General features: G+C 61.2%; 13 protein-coding genes. 4 read left to right on the top strand and 9 right to left on the bottom strand.

From position 1 onward, the window contains the following. Positions 1–110: 110 nt before the first annotated feature. The 6 genes from J3U87_RS26595 to J3U87_RS26575 all read right to left on the bottom strand — a co-directional run bounded on the left by J3U87_RS26595 (position 111) and on the right by J3U87_RS26575 (position 5,636). Entirely contained in the window at positions 111–1,946 is a 1,836-nt protein-coding gene (locus J3U87_RS26595; RefSeq protein WP_237378821.1) for a methyl-accepting chemotaxis protein, read from the bottom strand. 182 nt (positions 1,947–2,128) lie between these two features. Then, positions 2,129–3,085, bottom strand: coding sequence for a DUF58 domain-containing protein (locus J3U87_RS26590; RefSeq protein WP_237378820.1), 957 nt, complete (start codon positions 3,083–3,085; stop codon positions 2,129–2,131). Positions 3,086–3,273: 188 nt separating this feature from the next. Next, positions 3,274–3,399, bottom strand: coding sequence for a hypothetical protein (locus tag J3U87_RS35055; protein ID WP_272932425.1), 126 nt, complete (start codon positions 3,397–3,399; stop codon positions 3,274–3,276). A gap of 289 nt (positions 3,400–3,688) precedes the next feature. Then, positions 3,689–3,904 carry a 30S ribosomal protein S21 gene (rpsU, locus tag J3U87_RS26585; RefSeq protein WP_237378819.1) on the bottom strand — a complete coding sequence of 72 codons (216 nt, stop codon included), beginning with the start codon at positions 3,902–3,904 and terminating at the stop codon, positions 3,689–3,691. Positions 3,905–4,057: 153 nt separating this feature from the next. Beyond that, positions 4,058–5,440 (bottom strand): tRNA 2-thiouridine(34) synthase MnmA, encoded by a 1,383-nt coding sequence (mnmA, locus tag J3U87_RS26580; RefSeq protein WP_272932424.1) that lies wholly within the window; start codon positions 5,438–5,440, stop codon positions 4,058–4,060. Then, positions 5,331–5,636 (bottom strand): hypothetical protein, encoded by a 306-nt coding sequence (locus tag J3U87_RS26575; protein ID WP_237378817.1) that lies wholly within the window; start codon positions 5,634–5,636, stop codon positions 5,331–5,333. Before J3U87_RS26575 ends, mnmA begins: the two co-directional genes overlap by 110 nt. 228 nt (positions 5,637–5,864) lie before the next feature. Between J3U87_RS26575 and selA the strand changes: the two genes are divergently transcribed. Together selA and J3U87_RS26565 are read left to right on the top strand one after the other, a co-directional pair. After that, complete coding sequence (gene selA / locus J3U87_RS26570; RefSeq protein ID WP_237378816.1) at positions 5,865–7,208, top strand: L-seryl-tRNA(Sec) selenium transferase; 1,344 nt, start codon at positions 5,865–5,867, stop codon at positions 7,206–7,208. Positions 7,209–7,661: 453 nt separating this feature from the next. Further along, entirely contained in the window at positions 7,662–10,229 is a 2,568-nt protein-coding gene (locus J3U87_RS26565; protein ID WP_237378815.1) for a PQQ-dependent sugar dehydrogenase, read from the top strand. A 1,866-nt stretch (positions 10,230–12,095) separates the two neighbouring features. On the opposite strand, the gene J3U87_RS26560 is transcribed toward J3U87_RS26565, so the two are convergent. Genes J3U87_RS26560 through J3U87_RS26550 form a run of 3 tightly spaced genes read right to left on the bottom strand, consistent with a single transcriptional unit; the run spans position 12,096 to position 15,861 of the window. Further along, a complete protein-coding gene (locus tag J3U87_RS26560; protein ID WP_237378814.1) occupies positions 12,096–12,716 on the bottom strand; it encodes a DUF3261 domain-containing protein in 621 nt (206 codons plus the stop codon). Further along, complete coding sequence (locus J3U87_RS26555) at positions 12,713–15,073, bottom strand: MMPL family transporter (protein WP_237378813.1); 2,361 nt, start codon at positions 15,071–15,073, stop codon at positions 12,713–12,715. Before J3U87_RS26555 ends, J3U87_RS26560 begins: the two co-directional genes overlap by 4 nt. Further along, positions 15,070–15,861, bottom strand: a complete 792-nt coding sequence (locus J3U87_RS26550) for an outer membrane lipoprotein carrier protein LolA (protein ID WP_272932523.1) — start codon at positions 15,859–15,861, stop codon at positions 15,070–15,072. The genes J3U87_RS26555 and J3U87_RS26550 overlap by 4 nt, the downstream gene beginning before the upstream one ends. A gap of 554 nt (positions 15,862–16,415) precedes the next feature. Here J3U87_RS26550 and J3U87_RS26545 point away from each other — a divergent pair. Together J3U87_RS26545 and J3U87_RS26540 are read left to right on the top strand one after the other, a co-directional pair. Beyond that, complete coding sequence (locus J3U87_RS26545; protein WP_237378811.1) at positions 16,416–17,657, top strand: sensor histidine kinase; 1,242 nt, start codon at positions 16,416–16,418, stop codon at positions 17,655–17,657. A gap of 528 nt (positions 17,658–18,185) precedes the next feature. Continuing rightward, positions 18,186–19,559, top strand: a complete 1,374-nt coding sequence (locus J3U87_RS26540) for a sigma-54-dependent transcriptional regulator (protein WP_237378810.1) — start codon at positions 18,186–18,188, stop codon at positions 19,557–19,559. The last annotated feature ends 32 nt before the right edge of the window (positions 19,560–19,591 follow it).

Genomic DNA, 19,591 nt, shown 5'->3' with positions numbered 1-19,591 from the left:
GGCTGGAACGAGCAGGCTGCCAGCGATCATCCCGCGAAGTGTGGATCCCGGCACTCCCCGCATGGCAACCTGATACCTGATACCTCGGCGAGCCGATCGGCTCGCCGCGGTTAGTTCTGTTCCTCGGGTACGCGGTACTTGGCCACCAGCGACTGCAGGCTGGCCGCCATCTTCGCCATTTCGCCCGCCGATTCGCGCAGGCGATCGGCATCCGTGCGGCTGCCGCTACTGGTTTCCGCCATGCGGTCCATATTGCCCGTGATCGCCTTGGTACCCTTGGCCATCTTGCCCACGTTGCCCGAGACCCGTTCGGTTCGGTCCACCATGCGGGTCAGGTTCTCGGCGATGCGGTTCATCTCGCGCGAGGCCTGGCCGACACTGTCCGTCACCTGGTTCATGTGCGACGAGGCCAATTGAATGTCGTCGGCGTTCTGGCGGGTGGTCTGATTCTGTTGGTCGACCGCGGTGGCGATTTGATTCATGCGCTGGTTGACCTCGCCGATGACGGCGTTGATGTTCTGTATTTCGGTGACCGCGATTCGGGTCGATTTGCCCATGTCGGTCACACATTGCTGAATGCGGGCCGTGGCTGCGTTGGTTTCTTTCGCCAGCTCGCGCACTTCGGCGGCCACCACCGAGAAACCACGCCCGGCCAGGCCGGCCCGTGCCGCCTCGATCGTGGCATTCAAGGCCAGTGTCTGGGTGACCTCGGCGATTTCCTCGATGGCAGCGATGACCGAATCGATCTCGTGGGTCGCGGCGCTGAGATGTTGGATCTGGACTTGGGCACGCGAGGCGGAATCCACCGCTCGCTGCGAAACGTCCAAAGCGAGCCCCGCGTTTTGGGAAATCTGGCCGATGGTGTCCGACATCTCCCCGGACGCCACCGCCAGCGACGAAAGCCGGTCGTCGGTTTCGCGCACCGCTCCGTCGGCGTGCTTCATGTTCTCGGTCACCTGGTGAGAGGAACTGGACACCGTATGCAGCGAGCCGTTGATTTCACCCGTGGACTGGGCCACGGTGTCCAACCGACGCCCCATGTCCGACGTGGCCTTGGCCACCTCGCGAACCTGCTGGTCGACCACGGCCGCGCCCTCGGAGAAGCCCCGGGAAACCTTGACCAGATCGTCGGCGCTGTCGGCCAGCATCAGGGCATCGCGTTGGATACCGGAGATCCCCTGGCCCAAGCCGTGCACGAAATTGTTGAGCCAGCGGGCCATTTGACCCATCTCGTCGTTGGCCTTGACCTCGAGCCGGGGCGTCAAATCGCCGTCCGCAATTTTCCCGACCACGGAGCGCATGCGCTTCAGCGGAATCAAGATCATGCGGTTGAGCGCCACCGCCAGGAACAGCAACCCGAGCGTCAACAGGAGCAGGTCCACCACGATGCCGCGAATCACGTGACCGCGGGTGGCCTGATCGCGCTCGGCCAGCGAAAAATCGATGCGAACCGCGCCCAGAACCGTGCCGTCGGGGACCAGGTGACACGAGGTACAGGCCACCGCCTCGCCCTCGATCTCACTCTTGGCGATCGCCGGTTTGATCATCGTGATCACGCGCCCGATCTCTTCTTCGTGGAGGATCGATACCACTTCCCCATCCAGGGCGCGCAGATCGTAGTCGTCCTGGGCCGATTCGTGCTCGTTTTGGGCAGGGAACTGCTTGTTGAGGGCGTCGCTGCGAATGGTCCGGACACCGATCACTTCGGGATTCGCCAGCATCTTCCGCTGCAATATGTCGCGCCTGGCGATGGTGCCGGTGAGCATCATGGTGTTCAAGGCGTCGAAATAACCATCCGCCAAGTCATCCACGTGTTTTTCCGCATTCTCTAAAACGTACTTGCTCTGATCGCGGATGGAGAGCCAACTGGTGGCGGCCGTGACAACCAAAAAAACCGATGCGACCAGAGTGAGGACTTTCCAACGAATGGACCGATTGGCGAACATGAGCACTCCCCAGTGGAAGAAAACGCCTAGCGAGACAGGACGAAGACCGCGAATCGCAAACGCGATCCAGATGGACAGTATATCCTATTCCCGGGCTACTCCGCAGACCTGGTCGAATAAGTTATCCATTATTTTTTCAGGGTGTTTACCAAAATTCGACCAAATCAATTATCACGAAGAGATTAGGCTGGGATGTGGGAGGCGAACAACAGCCGATAACCGCGGCGCTGAAGCTCGACGGCACCGGCCGAGGAGACCGGCTGGATCAGGGCCAGGATCGTCAGCATCTGATCGCGATGGTTCGGCAATTTCAATCCCTCGGTCGTGTACACGGCCCATTCCTCGAACCCTTCGTAGCGCAGGACCCAAGTGGTCAGGACCTTGATCGCCTGTTCGAAGTGGTTGCAGGTATCCGGAAAGAACACGCGCGGATCGGCGGTCCGCATGCGCACCAGGTCCTTCTTGATGACCGGTCGAACGGAGAGGGTCGACTTCTTCCAGTGGATCATGCGCACGTCGTCACCGGGCTGATAGGGCGCCAGGTACTGATAGTCCCCGGTCTGCTGCGATACGAATCCGCGTTGGGTGTCCTCGGCACTCACCAATTCGGGCACGTGGTCCAACACTTCGGGAAACACCAACAGCCGCTGCTCCAACTTGAAAACCTGCTTGCGGGAGACCAGGCCGAAGGGGTTGGCCGACTCGGCGACCACCGATTTGAGAACCAACCAACCGCGCTTTTCGGGCTCCAGGGAAAAGGTGAGTGCCGCCTCCCGGCCGGGCCTGAGTTGGGCCAACGGTGCGGTCAGCGGTTCGTCGAAGCCCTCCACTTCCACCTGAATCGAGGCATGGGTCACGGGCAACAGGCGGTTCGCGTTTTCGATGTGGATCTCGAAGGTGCCGATACGCCGGGCGAAAAGTTCGGGAGGGTTCTTGATGTGGAAACGAAACTTGTTGAACTGGACCTTCAACATGGCCAGGTTGTACAGAAAAAGCGCGAGAAAGGTGCTGGCCAGCATGAACAGCAGGTTGTGGTTCACCAGGTAGCTGATCAGAAAGGTCAAAAGGATCGCGAGAAGATATAGCCGACCCGGTTTGGTCAGGGCCCACCGATTACCGATCAGCTCGGCTTCGATCACGCAACACCTCGTTTCAAAGGGAAAGGGCTCGGAACAGCGTCACAATGGTTCTACGGCATCTGCGCCGAAAGAGACAGATCTCGGGCCGAAAAATGAAAAAGCACCTTTGGCTCAAAGGTGCTTTCGGGCGGGAAAACCTCGCCAAATGATCTGTTTCACCGACCCGAAACAGGCCGGCTCGGTCGCATTCAGTCTTCGTAATTGTCGTAAAGCGGATATTCGTAAAACTCATCGGCCACGAAATGGCCCACGACGGCGCCCAGGCCCAAAATGACAGGCGAAACAGTCAACAACAGAGAAAAAAAGTACCACATGGTCTGGTCAGACTCCCTTGTCGGTTGCGTTGCGAGGATCTCGCTCGGCGAACCGGATTGTGGCGGCGTCGGCCCGGAGAAAAACGCGGACGAACCACGCCCGGCCGATCCGAAAATCCATCCAGCAAACCTTAAAGCCATATAGCGGAGGAGTCAAGGGCAAAGTCGGTGACTGGGGCGTCCCCGGCCGCATATATGGAAAAGGCGGTAGTTTCCTACCGCCTCTCGTTGGACACGCCTTGTTGCGCAAGCTGGAGCGATCATGGAAATCGGCTCCAGGGAGATCGTCTTAGTTGTAATACTTCATGCGTTGACGCTCTTTGCGAAGCTTCTTCAGAATCTTCTTTCTGGCTTCGAGCTTCTCTTTACGACGAACCTCGGAAGGCTTCACGAAATGTTTTCTCTTCTTGATTTCGGAAAACAGACCGGAACGTTCACACTTGCGTTTGAACTGTTTGACGATCTCATCAATGGTCTCATGACCTTGCAAAACAACAATTGGCATAAGGTGTCACACCCTTTCTAATTTCAACTTGCAGCATGATGCTGGAAAGTACGGCGCGCTTTCGCTACGACGCACCCAAGCAGAATACCAAGAATGGCAACGAGATAACAAGCTCTTTTTGAGGTAAATAGCAAATCGGCGAAAGCGCGTTTCTCAGCGTGTGGGCACCCGTTCGACCCGTTCCGCCAGCTCGGCCGGCACCTCGGCCAGCGGTTGGTCGATGATGCCGCCGCCCAAACAGACATCGCCGTCGTACAGCACCGCCGACTGTTTGGGCGAGACGGCGCGCTGGGGCTCGTCGAACACCAGGTTCCACTGGCCCTCGCCGGCCCCGGCGACCAGCGTACACGCCTGATCCTGTTGACGATAGCGAATCTTGGCGGCGCACCGGTGCGGCAACGCAAGAGGTCGCTCGCTGCAGGTGGTGAGGCTGCTCATCGACAGGGCCGGCGCGAACAGCAGCGGGTGGTTCTTGCCTTGGGCCGCCAACAACACATTGCGGTCGGTATCCTTGCCCACCACGTACCAGGGATCGCCGGGGCCGCCGATGCCCAGGCCCTGGCGTTGGCCGATGGTGTGGTACATCAGGCCGTCGTGACGGCCCACGACGTTGCCCGCCGGATCCTCGATGTCGCCGGGCTTGGTGCCCAGGTAGCCCTGGAGAAAGTCCTTGAACTTGCGCTCGCCGATGAAGCAGATACCGGTAGAATCCTTGCGGTCCCAGTTGGGTAACCCGGCCGATTTGGCCAACTCGCGAACCTGCGTCTTGTGCAGCTCGCCGAGCGGAAACACGGCCTTGCTCAGGGCGCGTTGGCCCAGGGTGTAGAGGAAGTAGGACTGGTCCTTGTTGGGATCCACGCCCTTGAGCAACTGGTAATGGCCGTCGTGGAAACGCACGCGCGCGTAATGGCCGGTGGCGATGCAGTCCGCATCCAGCTCCAAGGCCTTCTCCAGAAAGCACTTGAACTTGATTTCCTTGTTGCAGAGGATGTCCGGGTTGGGCGTGTAACCCCGGCCGTATTCCTGGAGGAAATGCTGGAAGACGTGGTCCCAGTATTCCTTGACGAAGTTGAAGGTGTAGAACGGGATGCCGACCGTATCGGCCACCAGCCGCGCATCGCGATGATCGTCCTCGGCGGTGCAGCCTTCGTCGTCATCCTCCCAGTTCTTCATGAAAATGCCGACGACGTCGTGACCCTGCTCCTTGAGCCGCAGGGCCGCCACCGCCGAGTCGACTCCGCCGGACAATCCGACCACGATCCTTCGTTTTTCCATGATGTGAACTCCTCGTCTTTCGAACTGATGGCACCGCTGACGTGCGGTGACGGGCGAAACGCCTCTCCCCCAGCCTCTTTCTACGCGCTTTGGGGACGCTTTGCAACGGCCGGAACCGATGGGTTCCGCGTCGGCGTTCGGGGCCGTGCCTTCATTGGCGCGGCAGGTGAAAATTGTGGCGACAGGATTCGGAACAAAATTCCAGGATATGGCCCTCGACCACTTCGTTGACAACCCGTGTCTCGGGGAAGAAACACGCACAATTGTGACAGCGAATCATCGAACCCTTGTCGATCGTTTTATTGCTCGTCCGCTTGGGTGGCTTGGTATAGCGGCCGCGAAAGGGGTTGTCGCCGCCACCACTGAAACTTTTGTACTTCCGCTTTTCCGGGTTGGTAGAATTGATGATATAAGTAGCTGCTACCAAAAAGGCGACAAATGCGATGAGCAAGACCATATTCGACCCCAATTCCACTATACCCTAAAACGAGCGCTTTTTTGCGTTGATCTTGCGGGCGCGTCCCTTCTTACGACGAGGCGGCCCGGCCGGTGTCCGTCCCCGCTTGGGTTCCGCTCACCCAACCCGTTCCGCACCAAAACCACGGTGGTAAGGGCCGGCGATTCTCCCCTTCGCGGAAGCCCTCATGTCATGTAAAGGTATAAGTCTCGGCCAAATGGACTGTCAATGAAAGAGCACGACGCGGCCCCCGATCCCCGATCGACCATTCCGAGTATCAACCGGCTGAAGGAAGAGGTGGCGGGCCATCTGGGCGCCCAATGCCAAAACGAACGGCTGGTCACGCGCCTGGCCCGCATGGTGGCCGCCCGGATGCGCGAGACGCCTCGGCCACAAACGACCGCCGACCTGATCCGCGAAGTGCTCGCACCCGTGACCCGTCCCGGCCCCCGTCCGATGATCAACGCCACCGGCATCCTGCTGCACACCAACCTGGGGCGAGCCCCCTTGCGTCGCGAAACGGTTCGATCCGCGCTGGAAGAGGTGGCCGGATACACCGACTTGGAACTCGATCGAGACTCGGGCAAACGCGGCCATCGCGATCGCCACTTCGCGGCACTGGCGCGGACCCTGTGGGATGTGGAAGACGCCACGCTGGTCAACAACGCGGCGTCGGCGGTGTGCCTTGCGTTGGCCGCACTGGCGAGCGGCAGGGAGACCGTCGTCAGCCGCGGTGAGTTGATCGAAATCGGCGGTAGTTTTCGTCTGCCGGAGATAATGAGCTTCGCGGGCACGATCCTGCGCGAAGTGGGCACCACCAACAAGACAAGGGCGACCGATTACGCCCGGGCCATCGGTTCGGGTACGGGTTGCCTGTTGAAGACCCATCCCTCCAATTACCGCATCGAGGGGTTCACGGAAGAAACGGATCTGGCGGCCTTGGTGGCGCTGGGCCGCGAGCACGGTCTCCCCGTCGTCCTGGATCTGGGCAGCGGCCTGAGCGAGGCGCTGACCTTCCCCGCCGTTCCCGAACCGACCATCGAGGCGTCCCTGGCCGCGGGGCCGGATGTCCTGATGTTCTCCGGTGACAAGCTACTGGGCGGCATTCAGGCCGGTATCGTGCTGGGCAAAGCCGCGTGGATTCAACGTCTGCGCAAGCATCCGATGATGCGTCTGGTGCGGGCCGACAAGTTGACGATCTCCATCGTTTGCCATCATTTGCGCGATCTGGCGGCGGGCGTGCCTCTCCCCCTTTCGCGTTTGGCCACGGTCGCTCCGGAGGATTTGAAGGCGCGCGCTCGCGTGATCCGCGACCGTCTGAACGGCGATTGGTCCCTGGTCGAGGACTTTGGCTTCGTCGGTGGCGGAAGTCTCCCCCAGGAACGGCGACCGACCCTTTCGCTCACGGCGCGCTTCCCCAAGAAAACGGCCTTTGCGCGCCGCCTTCGTCTGGGGGAGCCAGGGGTTCTGGGCCTGATTCACGACGACCGGTTCGTCCTGAATCTTTCGGCGGTTTTCCCGGAGGAAGATGCCCTGCTGATCGCCAAGGTGAACGAGGCCTGGCGTTCCTGAGCCGGGTGGACGTCGCCCCGAACCCTTTCATCATCCCAAGGCAGATCGTTTGGAAGGCGCAAGGATTGGGCCCGAGCCACCGCGAATCCGTGCAAACCAACCTTCGAAAGGAAGGGGTTCGGGTTCCGCCGGAACCCATACCAAAACCGAATGCCGCGCACGCCCGTCGCGGCATTTTTCGTTGGCGGGATCACATTTCCTTCAGGTTTCCACCAGTTCCTCACCAAGAAGTCGTTTTTTTCTCTACCCTCGCCCCTAAATTCTCGCTATGTTTGCATCATTTTCAGTCCAAATGACACATACCCCCCAGTACTCGAATCGATGCCGACATTTTCGGAACTAGCGCTACGTCAGTATCAGTTGCAGGAAAACCCCATGGTGTCGGAACCCGGGATCATCCCCATCAGATCCAACGATCCGGGAATCCGGCCAGAGCATGATATGGAGAACACAATGACATTATTATTTGGTCGCGGGAGCACGGCGAAGGTATGGGCGGTGATCCTCTGGATCGCGCTCGACCTGACCACCGTCGTCAGGGCTCAGACCGTTTCCGATCCGAACTTCGTCGTCGACGCGATTCACTTCGGCAACGGCATGATCAGTATCGAATTTCTCCCCAACGGAAGCATGTTGGTTTGTGAAAAGCGCGGCGTGATCCTGCTGTTCACACCGGACGGGTCGGGTGGGTTCAACGATCCCACGACGTTCGCCGACCTGCGGTCCCAGATCGACGCCACCCAGGAAAGCGGATTGCTGGGAATGGCGGTCGATCCCGAATACGATCAGACCCGTCACATCTATTTGTTCTATACCACCAACAACGACGAGCGGCTGACACGCATCACGGCCAATGCCTCGCACACGGCGATGTCGCCGGGCTCCGAGACCGTGATCCTCGATAGCCTGCCCAAGGTGCACACCTTCCACAATGGGGGCGACATCCAGTTTCACCCCAACGAACCCGCGTTCATCTACATCGCCCTGGGCGACGACAACAACCTGGGAGAAACCGACGATACGCCCAACGTCCAGCACCCGGATTTCTACGAAGGCAAGATCTTGCGCGTCAACAAGGTGGACGGTGGCGGCATCGCCTCGAACCCCTTCTACGACGGCAACGCCAACAGCATCCGCTCTCGCGTCTGGGCCGTGGGTTTTCGCAACCCGTTCCGGGTCACCTTCCACCCCGGCACACCGGCCGAAGACGTCCTGTACAATTCGGAAAACGGCAACTCGACCGACCGCCTGTCCTGGGTCAAGATGGGCTCCAACGGGGCTTGGAGCGCCGCCGGCGACAATGGTGGCTTTCTGGATCCGCCGGATCCCAACCACCGCGTGATGGCGGCCCGTCCACCTTCCCAGGTAGGGATCGCGATCGCCGACGGCGGCCCCTTCGCACCCGATGGCCCGGTCCTGTACACCGGCAACTGGTGGCCGAATCCGCCGCGTCTCTTTCGCTGGAGCCTGACCGGTGCCGACCTGGACACGTTGGTGGAGATTCCCATCGATGGCGGCGGCCCTTTCGTGGACGACGTGGTCGCGGTCGACCTCCAGTTCGGACCGGACGGCTGGCTGTACTTGAGCGACACGGGCGTCGACGAGGCCCTGGGCGGGTTTTACGCCCTGCGCCGGGTGCGTTTCATCGCGGGCACGCCGCCGGACGCGGACTTCACGACCAATCCGAGCCCCGCCACGGGCGTGGTCCCGCTGAACGTCCAATTCTCCGACCAATCCACGGTCAGCGGCGGTTCGATCACGGACTGGTCCTGGGATTTCGGTGACGGCAACCAATCGTCCTCCCAGAACCCCAGCCACACCTACACCCAGCCTGGCCGGTATCAGGCGACGCTCGAGGTGACCAGCAACACGGGGCTCAAGGACACGGCCGAGGCGGAGGTGCTGGCCTACCAAGTCGCGTCGATCACGCTCGACGGCACCATTTTCGACGGCCGCAACCTGAACGGAAACGGCATTGCGGAGGCCACCGAGCTTCGTTTTTACCAAACGGACGGCGTCACCCCCGCTCCGGTCACGGGCGGGACCGGACCCGACGCGAACCGGGTGGCGATCGCAGCCGGTGGAATCATCGACACCACGCACGATGTATCACTCCTGGGTGACGGCCTCGTCGTCAGCGCCGGGGAGCCTAGTTCGGACAGCTTCCATCCGGCCTGGATCGGGATTCCGGTTCAGCCCACCGTTCGCGGGTTCGCGGCGACCCTCGATTTCTACCTTTCCGACACGATGATCACGGGGCGCGCCCTCACGCCACGAGGTGAACCGGCCGTGATCGACATCGGCACCGCGCGGGGCGACGCCCAGTCGCCGCTGGCCCTGCCAGGAGGGCGCGACTTGCTGGTCGGGACGCCCACGGGCGTGGCGCACCGGCGCACCACCGACGGGTTGGGTTACTACCACATCGCCGTGCCGAGCGGTTCGGGCAACGCGACCTTTTTCTTCGACCTGGTGGGCGACACCAATACGGGAACCTACCCCTCCCAGACCCACGACGCGTCGATCACCAGCAATCAGGCCCACCCCATCGACTACACCATCGGGCAGTATTCTGGCGGTGCGACCTGCGACGATCTGGACGGCATCGCGGAGACGCCCAACATCGACTACGCCTCCCAAATCCAGCCCATCTGGAGCAACAACTGCACGGGTTGCCACGATGCCTCGGGCAGCAACAACGGCGGCCTGAACCTGTTGACGAACAGCTTCGACAACCTGGTCGAGCAGCCCAGTTCCTTCGTACCGGGATTGACGCTGGTAACTCCTGGCCGAGCGGACCGCAGCTACCTGTTCGAGAAAGTCAATTGCGGGAGCCCGCAGTTCGGGAACCGGATGCGGCCGTTCGAGCAGATGGATCTGGCGGATCAGGCGTTGATTCGCGACTGGATCCGCCAATTGGATCCCAGTGCCGGCTGCAGTGAGGGGTTGATGCTGCTCGCCAGCGACTGGCCGGACGAAAACATCCTGAGCTTGGTCACCTACATCAACAGCAATTGTCGTTGAGGACCCAGCCCCGGACCTCGGTTCGGGGCTTTTTAGGATCAGGTCGGTTGCCAACCTCGCCACGCGCCAGCGAAGCGGTTCCCGCAGCGGGAGAGCGGCGTCTGGCCTCATTCCCGCTGCACCATCGAAGCCGTAACGTCAAGGGTTCCCGCATCCGGAGAGCGGCGTAAGGCCTCTTTCCCGCTGCACCATCGAAGCCGTAACGTCCAGGGTTCCCGCATCCGGAGCGGGGCGTCTGGCCCGTAGGTTGGGCTGCCAGCCCGACCAATCGAAGTGACGTAATAAACGGCAGGGGGTCATGCCAAAGAGCGTAGCCGATTTTCTCCCTCTCCCTGTGCCACCGAAATCGAACCGTCCAGGGTTCCCGCATCCGGAGAGCGGCGTAAGGCCTCTTTCCCGCTGCACCATCGAAGCCGTAACGTCCAGGGTTCCCGCATCCGGAGCGGGGCGTCTGGCCCGTAGGTTGGGCTGCCAGCCCGACGCGTCGAAGCAATCCAAGCAACAGCAATCAATTGCGCCAAAGAGCGAAGCCGATTTTCTCCCCCTCCCTGTGCCTCCGAAGTCGTAACGTCCAGGGTTCCCGCATCCGGAGAGCGGCGTCTGGCCTGTAGGTTGGCCCGCTGGGCCGACGCGTCGAAGCAACTCAAGCAACAGCAATCAATTGCGCCAAAGAGCGTAGCCGATCATTTCACTCACGACCCCAATCGAAAGTCGAGAAGTCCAAAGCACCCGCATCCAATTGGGGTCGTAAGGCCTGTAGGTTCACCAGCTTGGTGAACCAATCGAAGCAACTCAAGCAATGACAATCAATTGAGCCAAAGAGCGAAGCCCGAAATCTCCCTCACGCCCCCGATCCGAAGTCGCCAAGTTCAAAGTACCCGCATCGCGGGAGGGGCGTCGGGCCTGTAGGTTCACCAGCTTGGTGAACCAATCGAAGCAACTCAAGCAATGACAATCAATTGAGCCAAAGAGCGAAGCCCGAAATCTCCCTCGCGCCCCCGATCCGAAGTCGCCAAGTTCAAAGTACCCGCATCGCGGGAGGGGCGTCGGGCCCGTAGGTTGGGCCGCCAGCCATACCGGCCGTGCCCGACCAATCAAAGCGATGCAACCCGCGATGAAGTGCAATGTTCAGGAGCGAAGCAGTGTGTTTCGCTGAAGGATTTGCCACCGAAGTCGCCGGGTTGCGAAATTCCCGACTCCATGGAGAGGCGTGGTGCAGAGCCGGTTGGGCCCGTCAGGGATGGCGGATTCTGTCAGGGGCCCAATTGGTTTTGCTCTTTGAAGTAGCCCCCCTGCTCCAGACCTTGCTTCGATTGGTGGAGCAGCCAGCTTACGCAGCCCGGATTTTAACGGCGCGACGAATCTCTTAAGCTGCGGAGATTGATGACTTCGTGGGTGAGGGCTCAGGGAGGTTCGGGGCTTCGCTTTTGGGCATAACCTGCTGCTGTTTCTGGTGTTGCTTCGATTGGTGGAGCAGGCTGCTCCACCTACAGGCCTGACGCCCCTCTCCGGATGCGGGGACCCTGGACGTTACGACTTCGGTGGTACAGGGGAGAAAATCGGCTTCGCTCTTTGGCGCAATTGATTTCTGTTGCTTGGATTGCTTCGACGCGTCGGCCCAGCGGGCCAACCTACCGGCCAAACGCCCCTCTCGCAATGCGGGGACTCCCGACTCGTGTCACTTCGATGTGCCGGCCCGCCCCTCTCGCGATGCGAGAACTGTGAAGGTTCCGACGTCGATGGTGCGCCGCGAGGGAGATATTCGGCTTCGCTCTTGAGCGTAACCCACTTCTTCTCCAAACATTGCTTCGATGTCTCTGACACCCATTCGGGTTCTTCGCACCGGCGCTTTGGCACACCCGGGAATCAGCGCGACGTGAAGTCGATTCGGTAACCCTTTCGATAGTGAATCACCCGCACACGCGACCGCTCGGGTGGGTCGCCCTGGATCCGGATCTCCAACACCACCCCGTGTCGATCGGCGAAGCGACGCAACTCGCGTCCCTCCTCCGCCAACGTCTCCAGTGTCCACTTCGCGGATAGGGCTTCGGCACGCAGCGCTTCTTCGGGGTAATGCGCCAACACCCAACAGCCCAACAGCTCGCGGGCCGGTACCGGTAACCGAAAGAAGGGCAACGCTTCGTACCGCAGCCGGCCTTCTTCCAAAACGATGGAAAAGGCGCGATTGCCGATTGGGGTCAGCCCCACCAGGGCATGTCGGTCTCCCTCCACCTCCACCGCCAACTGCATGCGGAACGGATCGCCAGAGTTCGGTTGGATGACCATCCGCTGCAGGCCGGCAAAGGGTTCGCCGAATCCTTCGAAGGTGGACAAATCGATCTTGGCACCTCGATCGAGACGTACGCGCGCGGAGGTGTCGCGCTTGACGGCGCACCCCGACAGGCACAGAAGCCAAAACGCCAGGATCACCAAGCGCCACGCGAGATCCAGTCGTTCCGATCGGTACCTTCCTCGTGAGGCGTTCATGGTGATTTCCGACCTCCCGCGAGTGGCGCCAACAGCAACGCCCACATGATCCCGCACCATACCACCCAACCGAACAGGTGCAATACCGGCGTGCGGCTCAGGGCCAGGAGCCCGAAGGAAAGCACGGTCGTGCAGGCGGACAGGAAGATGGCCATCATGGTCGTGGTGTGTTCCTTTCTGGATTCGGCGAAAAAGATGGTGTAGTCGACGCCGATGCCCAGCACCAGCAACAAGGCCAGAACCCCAAACAGGTTGAGGGTCTTGCCCGCGATCGCCATGATCGCCAACGTCGCCAACGCGGCCAATACCGGCGGCAACATGACCCGGGATCCGTAGGCCAGACCGTAGCGCCACATCAACAGGAGCCAGATCGCCACGTAGGAAAGGGTCACCAGCCGTGTGGCCAGGACCCGGTATCGCTGGAACAAGTTGTTGGTATCGCGCACCTTGTCCACGTAGGCGACCCCTTCGCGGCGGGCCTCCAGCTTCGCCAGCGCCGCGTCATCGTGCACATCGCTCAAGAACACCACGGCGGCGTGGGCATCCTCGATCTCTCCCAGCCAAAGGTGCCGCATCGCCTTGGATGCCGGGCTCGCCAGCCATGCCTCCACCGTCAGAAGCTCGGGTTCCCGGGTGAAAAGGGCGTGCTTCACACCGTCGGCCACCGCCGGGTCGAAACCCATGCGCTCGGTGAACGCCGCCAGTGGCGTGATCGCCTCCGGCTCCCCTTCCCCGGCAAACAGGGCTTGCCGCAGGAGATCCAGGTTCTCGTTTTGACGTCGCGCGGAAGGCACCCGGGTGGTGATCCCCTGGGCGTGACCCAGGGCACCCTCGGCCACCAGCCGTTGTAAATCCGGTTGCAGGGTTTCCTCGCGTTGCAGGACTTCTTCGGGCGTCGCACCGCGCACGACCAAGAATCGGCTGGTGTCGACCCCGCCACTCAGCGTGCGAATCACCCCTTCCTGGTGCCGCAACGCCGAGGAAGGCTGTTGCAGGATGCGAATGTCGTCGTTCGGCGTGAGGGAAAAGGAGGCGATCAACGCGACAGGTACCAGCGCCACGAGAAGCACCCTCGGACCCCGGCGGCCGCGCAATCGCTGCCAGCCATCCAGGAAGTCTCGACAGCGGTACCACAGCCAGGGGCGGCGGAAACCCGGTTGTGGCGACGCCATCGCGGGGAACCAACACACGACCGTGAGGTAGGCGGCGATCAGGCCGACCGACGAGAAAAGCGCCATTTGGCGCAGGCCGGGAAAGGGTGCCACAAAGAGCCCCAGATAGCCCAAGACGCTGGTGACCGCGCCCAAGGTGATCCCGGGAAAGATGTGGCGCAACCCCTTGGCCGGCGTCCAGGGATCTTCCGCGGTCAGTTGTTCGGCGAAAAAGTGGAACGAATAATCGATGCAAATGCCGATCAGGCTGGCACCGAAACCCAGCGTCAGCATGTGAATCTCGCCGAATACGGCGAAACAGGCGACAAAGGCGGTCAGCAGCCCCACCGCGATCGGCAGCAGGGACAACAAAATGGGGCGACCCGAACGGAAGATCAACAAGACCAAAAGCACGACGCCCAATAGCGAGCCGACGCCGATGGTGGACACCTCGGATTCTGCGGATGCGGCGCCATCGGCTGCGTAGAGCACGACCCCCGTGGCCAGGATGTCGCTACCCGGGTGTTCGGAGGTCACGCGCCGGCGCAGGTCGTCGAGCGCACCCGATACATCCTGCTGGATCCTGCGTGAAAAGGCGCTGCCGTCCAAATTGGCCGTCATGAGGTAGTAGGTTCTGCCTTCGTGAGTGCCGCGCAGCAAGCCGTCGTCCAGTGTGAACGAACCTGGCGGACGCGGCAATGCCTGCCAGAAATGGGGCAGAAACAACAGCGGATCGTCTTCCAGGAGACGCGACCAGGCGCTGGAGAGCGGTGAATACAGAGCGCGCTCGGCGCGGCGCAACAGGCGCCCGGTTTGCGGCGGTGCGGCCGTCAGCCAGGTGTGCGCCTGACCGTCCAACAGGCCGAAGCGATAGGGAAAATATAGTTCGAAAAAGGCGCGCTCCAGATCCTCGTCGATCCGAAAGGTCAGCTCGGCGATGCCCTCGGTTCCAGCCAGTTCATCCGCCAACAACGTAGCTGCGGCCCGGGCCGTCCGCTCGCGTTCGTGGCCAACCAGCACCACCAGGGTACGCCCCACGTGCTCGGCATAGGTGCGCAACGCTTGTTCCACGACGGGGTCCTGCTCGGTCGCGGGCAGCAGGGCCAAAATATTGGTTTCGATGCGCACGCCCCGCAGAATCGAGCCCACCAGCGCCGCAACCAGCAGGAGGACGATCGCGTTCCAAATCCAAAAGCGCGTTTTCACCGTCGGGGCATCTCCTCTTGGAGTCCAAACAGGTCGAGTTCGGCCTCCGTGAGCTGCGGCGGTTCGGTTTGCACATCGGACAAGCTGATTTGCGTCACATCACCCGAGGTCTCGTGAAAATCGATGCGCGCAACGGTATCCACACCACGTAAGGTGATGTGATCGATGAGCCGTTTCATGACGCGGTCCTTGGGCTTCAATCCAAGCGTCCAATGCTCCTGGTCCCCTTGAAAATAGAGATCGAACGAACGCTGCAGCGCCGAGGTGTCCCCCCCGAACAGGGCGAGAAAGATCTCGGTGAAACCGTGCACGATGGGCTGCTCGGAAGCGGCGATGTTCAAGGTGGTCTCACCGTCCTCGCGCTGGGTGATCCCCGATTGGGTGACGAGAAAGAGGCTGTCGAAGGGCTTGATGGTGTGCCAGTACAGGCCGTGATCGGCCGAGAACAGAAACCGCCCACTGGACAGCAGGGGGCGCCGCAAGGCCGTTATTTTCTTGGTTTGATCGAAGTGGGCCCGAAGCACGCGAACAGCCTGTAATCGCCGAGCGACGCGCTGAAAAGCCTCGTGGTCTCCGGATACCTTCTCTCCTCGATACAGATCGACCTCTGACGCCGTCGACGGCGGGAGATCATCTCCTGGGAAGGCCGAAACCAAACCGATACTCAGCACCAGAAGCAGGAACCCGAGCCGCGCGAGCCTTGGCCATGTCCTGGATGCGCCGGCGTGTCGGCACGATGCCGAGGATGAGTCGGGCTCCCGGATTTCTGCTTTCGAGCGAAATGCCATCCGTGCAATCAATGGGAAACCTCCAGATTTGCAACACTTCGACGTGGGTGTCGCGATCGGCAGACGATTGTAACATCGCAACCGGTGCCCTGCCAGAACCGGCGGAACACCATTGCCTGGGCCGTGGCGGCACCCGGTACTCGACTACGGGATGCCGCTCTCGGCCTTCGCAATACTCATGCCCGCAGGTGGTTAGCCCAAGCACGACGCCTACCGGACCGTGGTCGCGCTACCGTCGCTGCGACCGGCACCGCTTGGCGGATCCTCAGCGAGCTCCGTTGCATCGAAGCACCGCCCGGAATGAGCCTCTCACCTACCGCTTCCCCACTCCGCCGGTTTTGGCGACTCGATGTTCCGAATTTTGTTTTGTTTGTCTGAATTATCATACAAAGAGTGTATGATCTTTCCGAAGCGTCGAATTCTTCTCAGGAAGAACATGTTTGTTTTCAACAATTTCAGCTCGTGTGTGGGCTGGTATTCGACTTGCTCCTCGTTACCGAATCCCGGCCACCCGATGATCGATACCGTCCGGGACGATCGCAACGGAGGTCCCCTTGCCTTACCGCGGAACATTTCTATCGATGGCGTTGATGGTCTGCGTGGCAGTCCTGCTTTTTCTGTTTTTCGAGCGTCAGGTTTCGCGATTCTGGGTGAATCTCGCCATTCATCCGGATATTCGCACGGCCCTTTTGGAAGCCGCGGACGACCAACGCACCCTCTCGCGACTGAACCCGGAGGAAACCGAACGCTATCGCGCCAAATTCGACGAGTTGACCCGCCTCCGGCAGAACCTTCTGATCCTGGAACACAATCGCGACGAAATGACCCGCAACTGGGAAATGCTGTTGGGCGGCACGCTGGCCGCGATTCTCTTTCTTTCGGTGGCGCTGCAATGGCTGTGGCGCAGGCACACCCACACGCAACTGAAAGCGTTGGACCAGCCCCTCGCGGAACTGGCGTCGGGCAAGGCGGACATTCGCCTACACGGCCGCGCCTCGGGTATTTTCCGCGAAATCGGCACCAAGATCGAACAGACCTCGCGCTTCCTCTCGCGCCAACAGGAGCAGTTGCGCAGCCTGAAACATTTATCGTCCTGGCAGGAAGCCTCGCGACGGCACGCCCACGAGATGCGCACCCCCTTGACGGCCGCTTCGATGGAGGTCGAACGCCTGGCGACCCTGATCGAGGAACCGGCCGAGGCCTGGCCGGCCGAGCTGGAACGCGCCACCCATTCGATTCTCGAGGAGTTGGAACGGCTCAAGCGATTCACCCAGGCGTTCACCTCGTTCGGGAAGATCCGCAAACCCCTGCTCGAACGCCACGACCTGGCGGCCTATCTGGCCGATTACGCCGATCTCTTCGCCACCAGTTGGCGCAACCTGAGCCTGCACTTCGACCGCCCCGTGGCGCCCCAGGTCGCGGCCTTCGATCGCGAAATGATCCGCCAGGTGTTGGTGAACCTGTGCAACAACGCCTCGCTGGCCATGGAGCCCGAGCGGGGCGGCGTGCGTTTCGACCTTCACGTCACCTTCGGCGATCTCCAGGTCTCCGTGATCGACGACGGGCCGGGTGTCGACGGCTCGATCGCGGATCGGCTGTTCGAACCCTATCAAACGACCCGACCGGCCGGCGATGGGATGGGCCTCGGCCTGGCCATTTCGCGCAAGATCATGCTGGATCACGGAGGTGATCTGCGGTTGCACGCATCCGGTCCGGAGGGGACGGAGTTCCGGTTGGTCTTCCCTCTGGCGGAAAGCATACCCACCAACCAAACCGAGGAGGAGCAAGGTACATGAGTCATCAAGAAAGACCACGGAGTCGCCGGGGTGCCCGACCGATGAAGAGATGCGTCGTGCCCGGTAGGTTCATCGGCCCGATGAACTTGTCGAAGCAATCCATGCGAGGAGTTTCACCCGAGTTGTCGAGGGTCGGCGCGATAGAACAGTCGGCGTTCGAATGTGCGGCGGGCACGGCCAGTGTGCCGGACCATCGAAATTCCGACCACCGGCAGTCCGGCCCCAGGCCTGTGCAACGACTCTCTTATGTAACAAACTCTGTAAAGCTCGAAGATAAAGATAAAAACCTAAAAAGGCGGATGTGCAGGGAGTTCGTCGAAAAATGTCGGCCCGGCGGGCCAACTTACTGCAACGACGCCCCTCTCACAAATGCGGGAACTCCCAAACGATTCGCTTCGATTAGTTACCCACTTGAAACCCGGTGGTCCGGCAATCCGGCCCCCGGCCTGGGCGGCGACTCTGTGGTTGTAAATCAAATCCACGCCCGGTCACGTGCTCCACACCAAACAATCTTCCCAGGAGGCCCTCATGCCCCAAATTCTCGTCGTCGAAGATCACGATAAAATCCGCGCAAACCTGCTGTTCCACCTGCAGAAATCCGGGCGGTACGAAGCCACCGGCGTGGCCAGCGCGGAGGAGGCCGAATCGCGTCTCGCGCAGGGCCGCGTCCCCGACCTGATGCTGTTGGATATCCGGCTCGGCGGCAAGAGCGGCGTCGACTTCATTCGGGAATTGGACGCGAAGCAGCGCCTACCCCCGACCATCGTGGTGTCGGGCGAGGCATCGATCAGCGAAACCGTGGAGGCGCTGAGGCTGGGCGTCTACGACTTCATCGAGAAGCCCGTCTCCCGCGAGCGGCTGCTGCGCTCGGTCCGGAATTGCCTGGACCACCACGCGCTCAAGAGCAAACTGGTGGAACTGGAGGCGCGCCTTTCCGAGGGAAGCCTGCTCCTCGGTGATTCCCTCCCGATGAAACGGCTGAAGGACCAATGCGCCAAAGTGGGGCCGACCGAAGGGCGGGTCCTGATTCGCGGCGAATCGGGCACGGGCAAGGAGCTGGTGGCCAATTGGGTCCATCGTGCCAGCAAGCGGGCGGACGGACCCTTCGTCAAAATCAACTGCGCCGCGATTCCGATGAACCTGATCGAGGACGAACTGTTCGGTCACGTGCGCGGCGCCTTCACCGACGCCCGCACGGACAAGGCCGGGCTCTTCGAGCTGGCCCACGGCGGCACCCTGTTCCTCGACGAGATCGGCGACATGGAGTTGGGGCTGCAAGCGCGCCTGTTGCGCGTGCTGGAGGACGGCCAGGTGCGGAGGCTGGGCGACACCCGCGATCGCCGCGTCGACGTCCGCATCGTGGCGGCCACCCACCGAAGCCTCGAAGAGCTGATCGGCGAGGGCACCTTTCGGGAAGACCTCTATTTCCGACTGAACACCCTGCCGCTGGAGATCCCACCGCTGCGACAGCGGGGCGACGACATCGCGATGTTGTTCACCTGGTTCACGGCCCACTACTGTCGCCGCAACGGCATTCGCCAGAAAGGGGTCGCCCCGGCTGTCACCGATATTCTCAAACGCTACCACTGGCCAGGTAATGTTCGCGAATTAAAGAACTTAGCAGAACGGCTCGTGATATTGGGCGGAGATCCCATCGACACCGACGATCTGCCTTCCGACATCATTCGCGGCGAGAGCAATCTCGAGACCGGGTTCCTGGCGCTGAACATCAACAACCGAATCATGCCGCTGCGCCAATTTCGGGCGCAGTGCGAGAAAGAGTACATCGAGCGCATCCTGCGGCGCACCGACTACAACTACACCGAAGCCGCCAAACTCCTGGAGATCCAGCGCACCTACCTCTACCAGAAAGCCCAGACGCTGGGCGTCCGCAAGGGATAGGAAGCGCCCCGCCTCGTTCGAAACGAAGAGAC

It is taken from the genome of Sulfidibacter corallicola (genome assembly GCF_017498545.1).
In the GTDB taxonomy this organism is placed as follows: domain Bacteria; phylum Acidobacteriota; class Holophagae; order Acanthopleuribacterales; family Acanthopleuribacteraceae; genus Sulfidibacter; species Sulfidibacter corallicola.
Note: the sequence above shows the minus strand (reverse complement) of the source record. Positions and strands in the feature narration are given on the sequence as shown.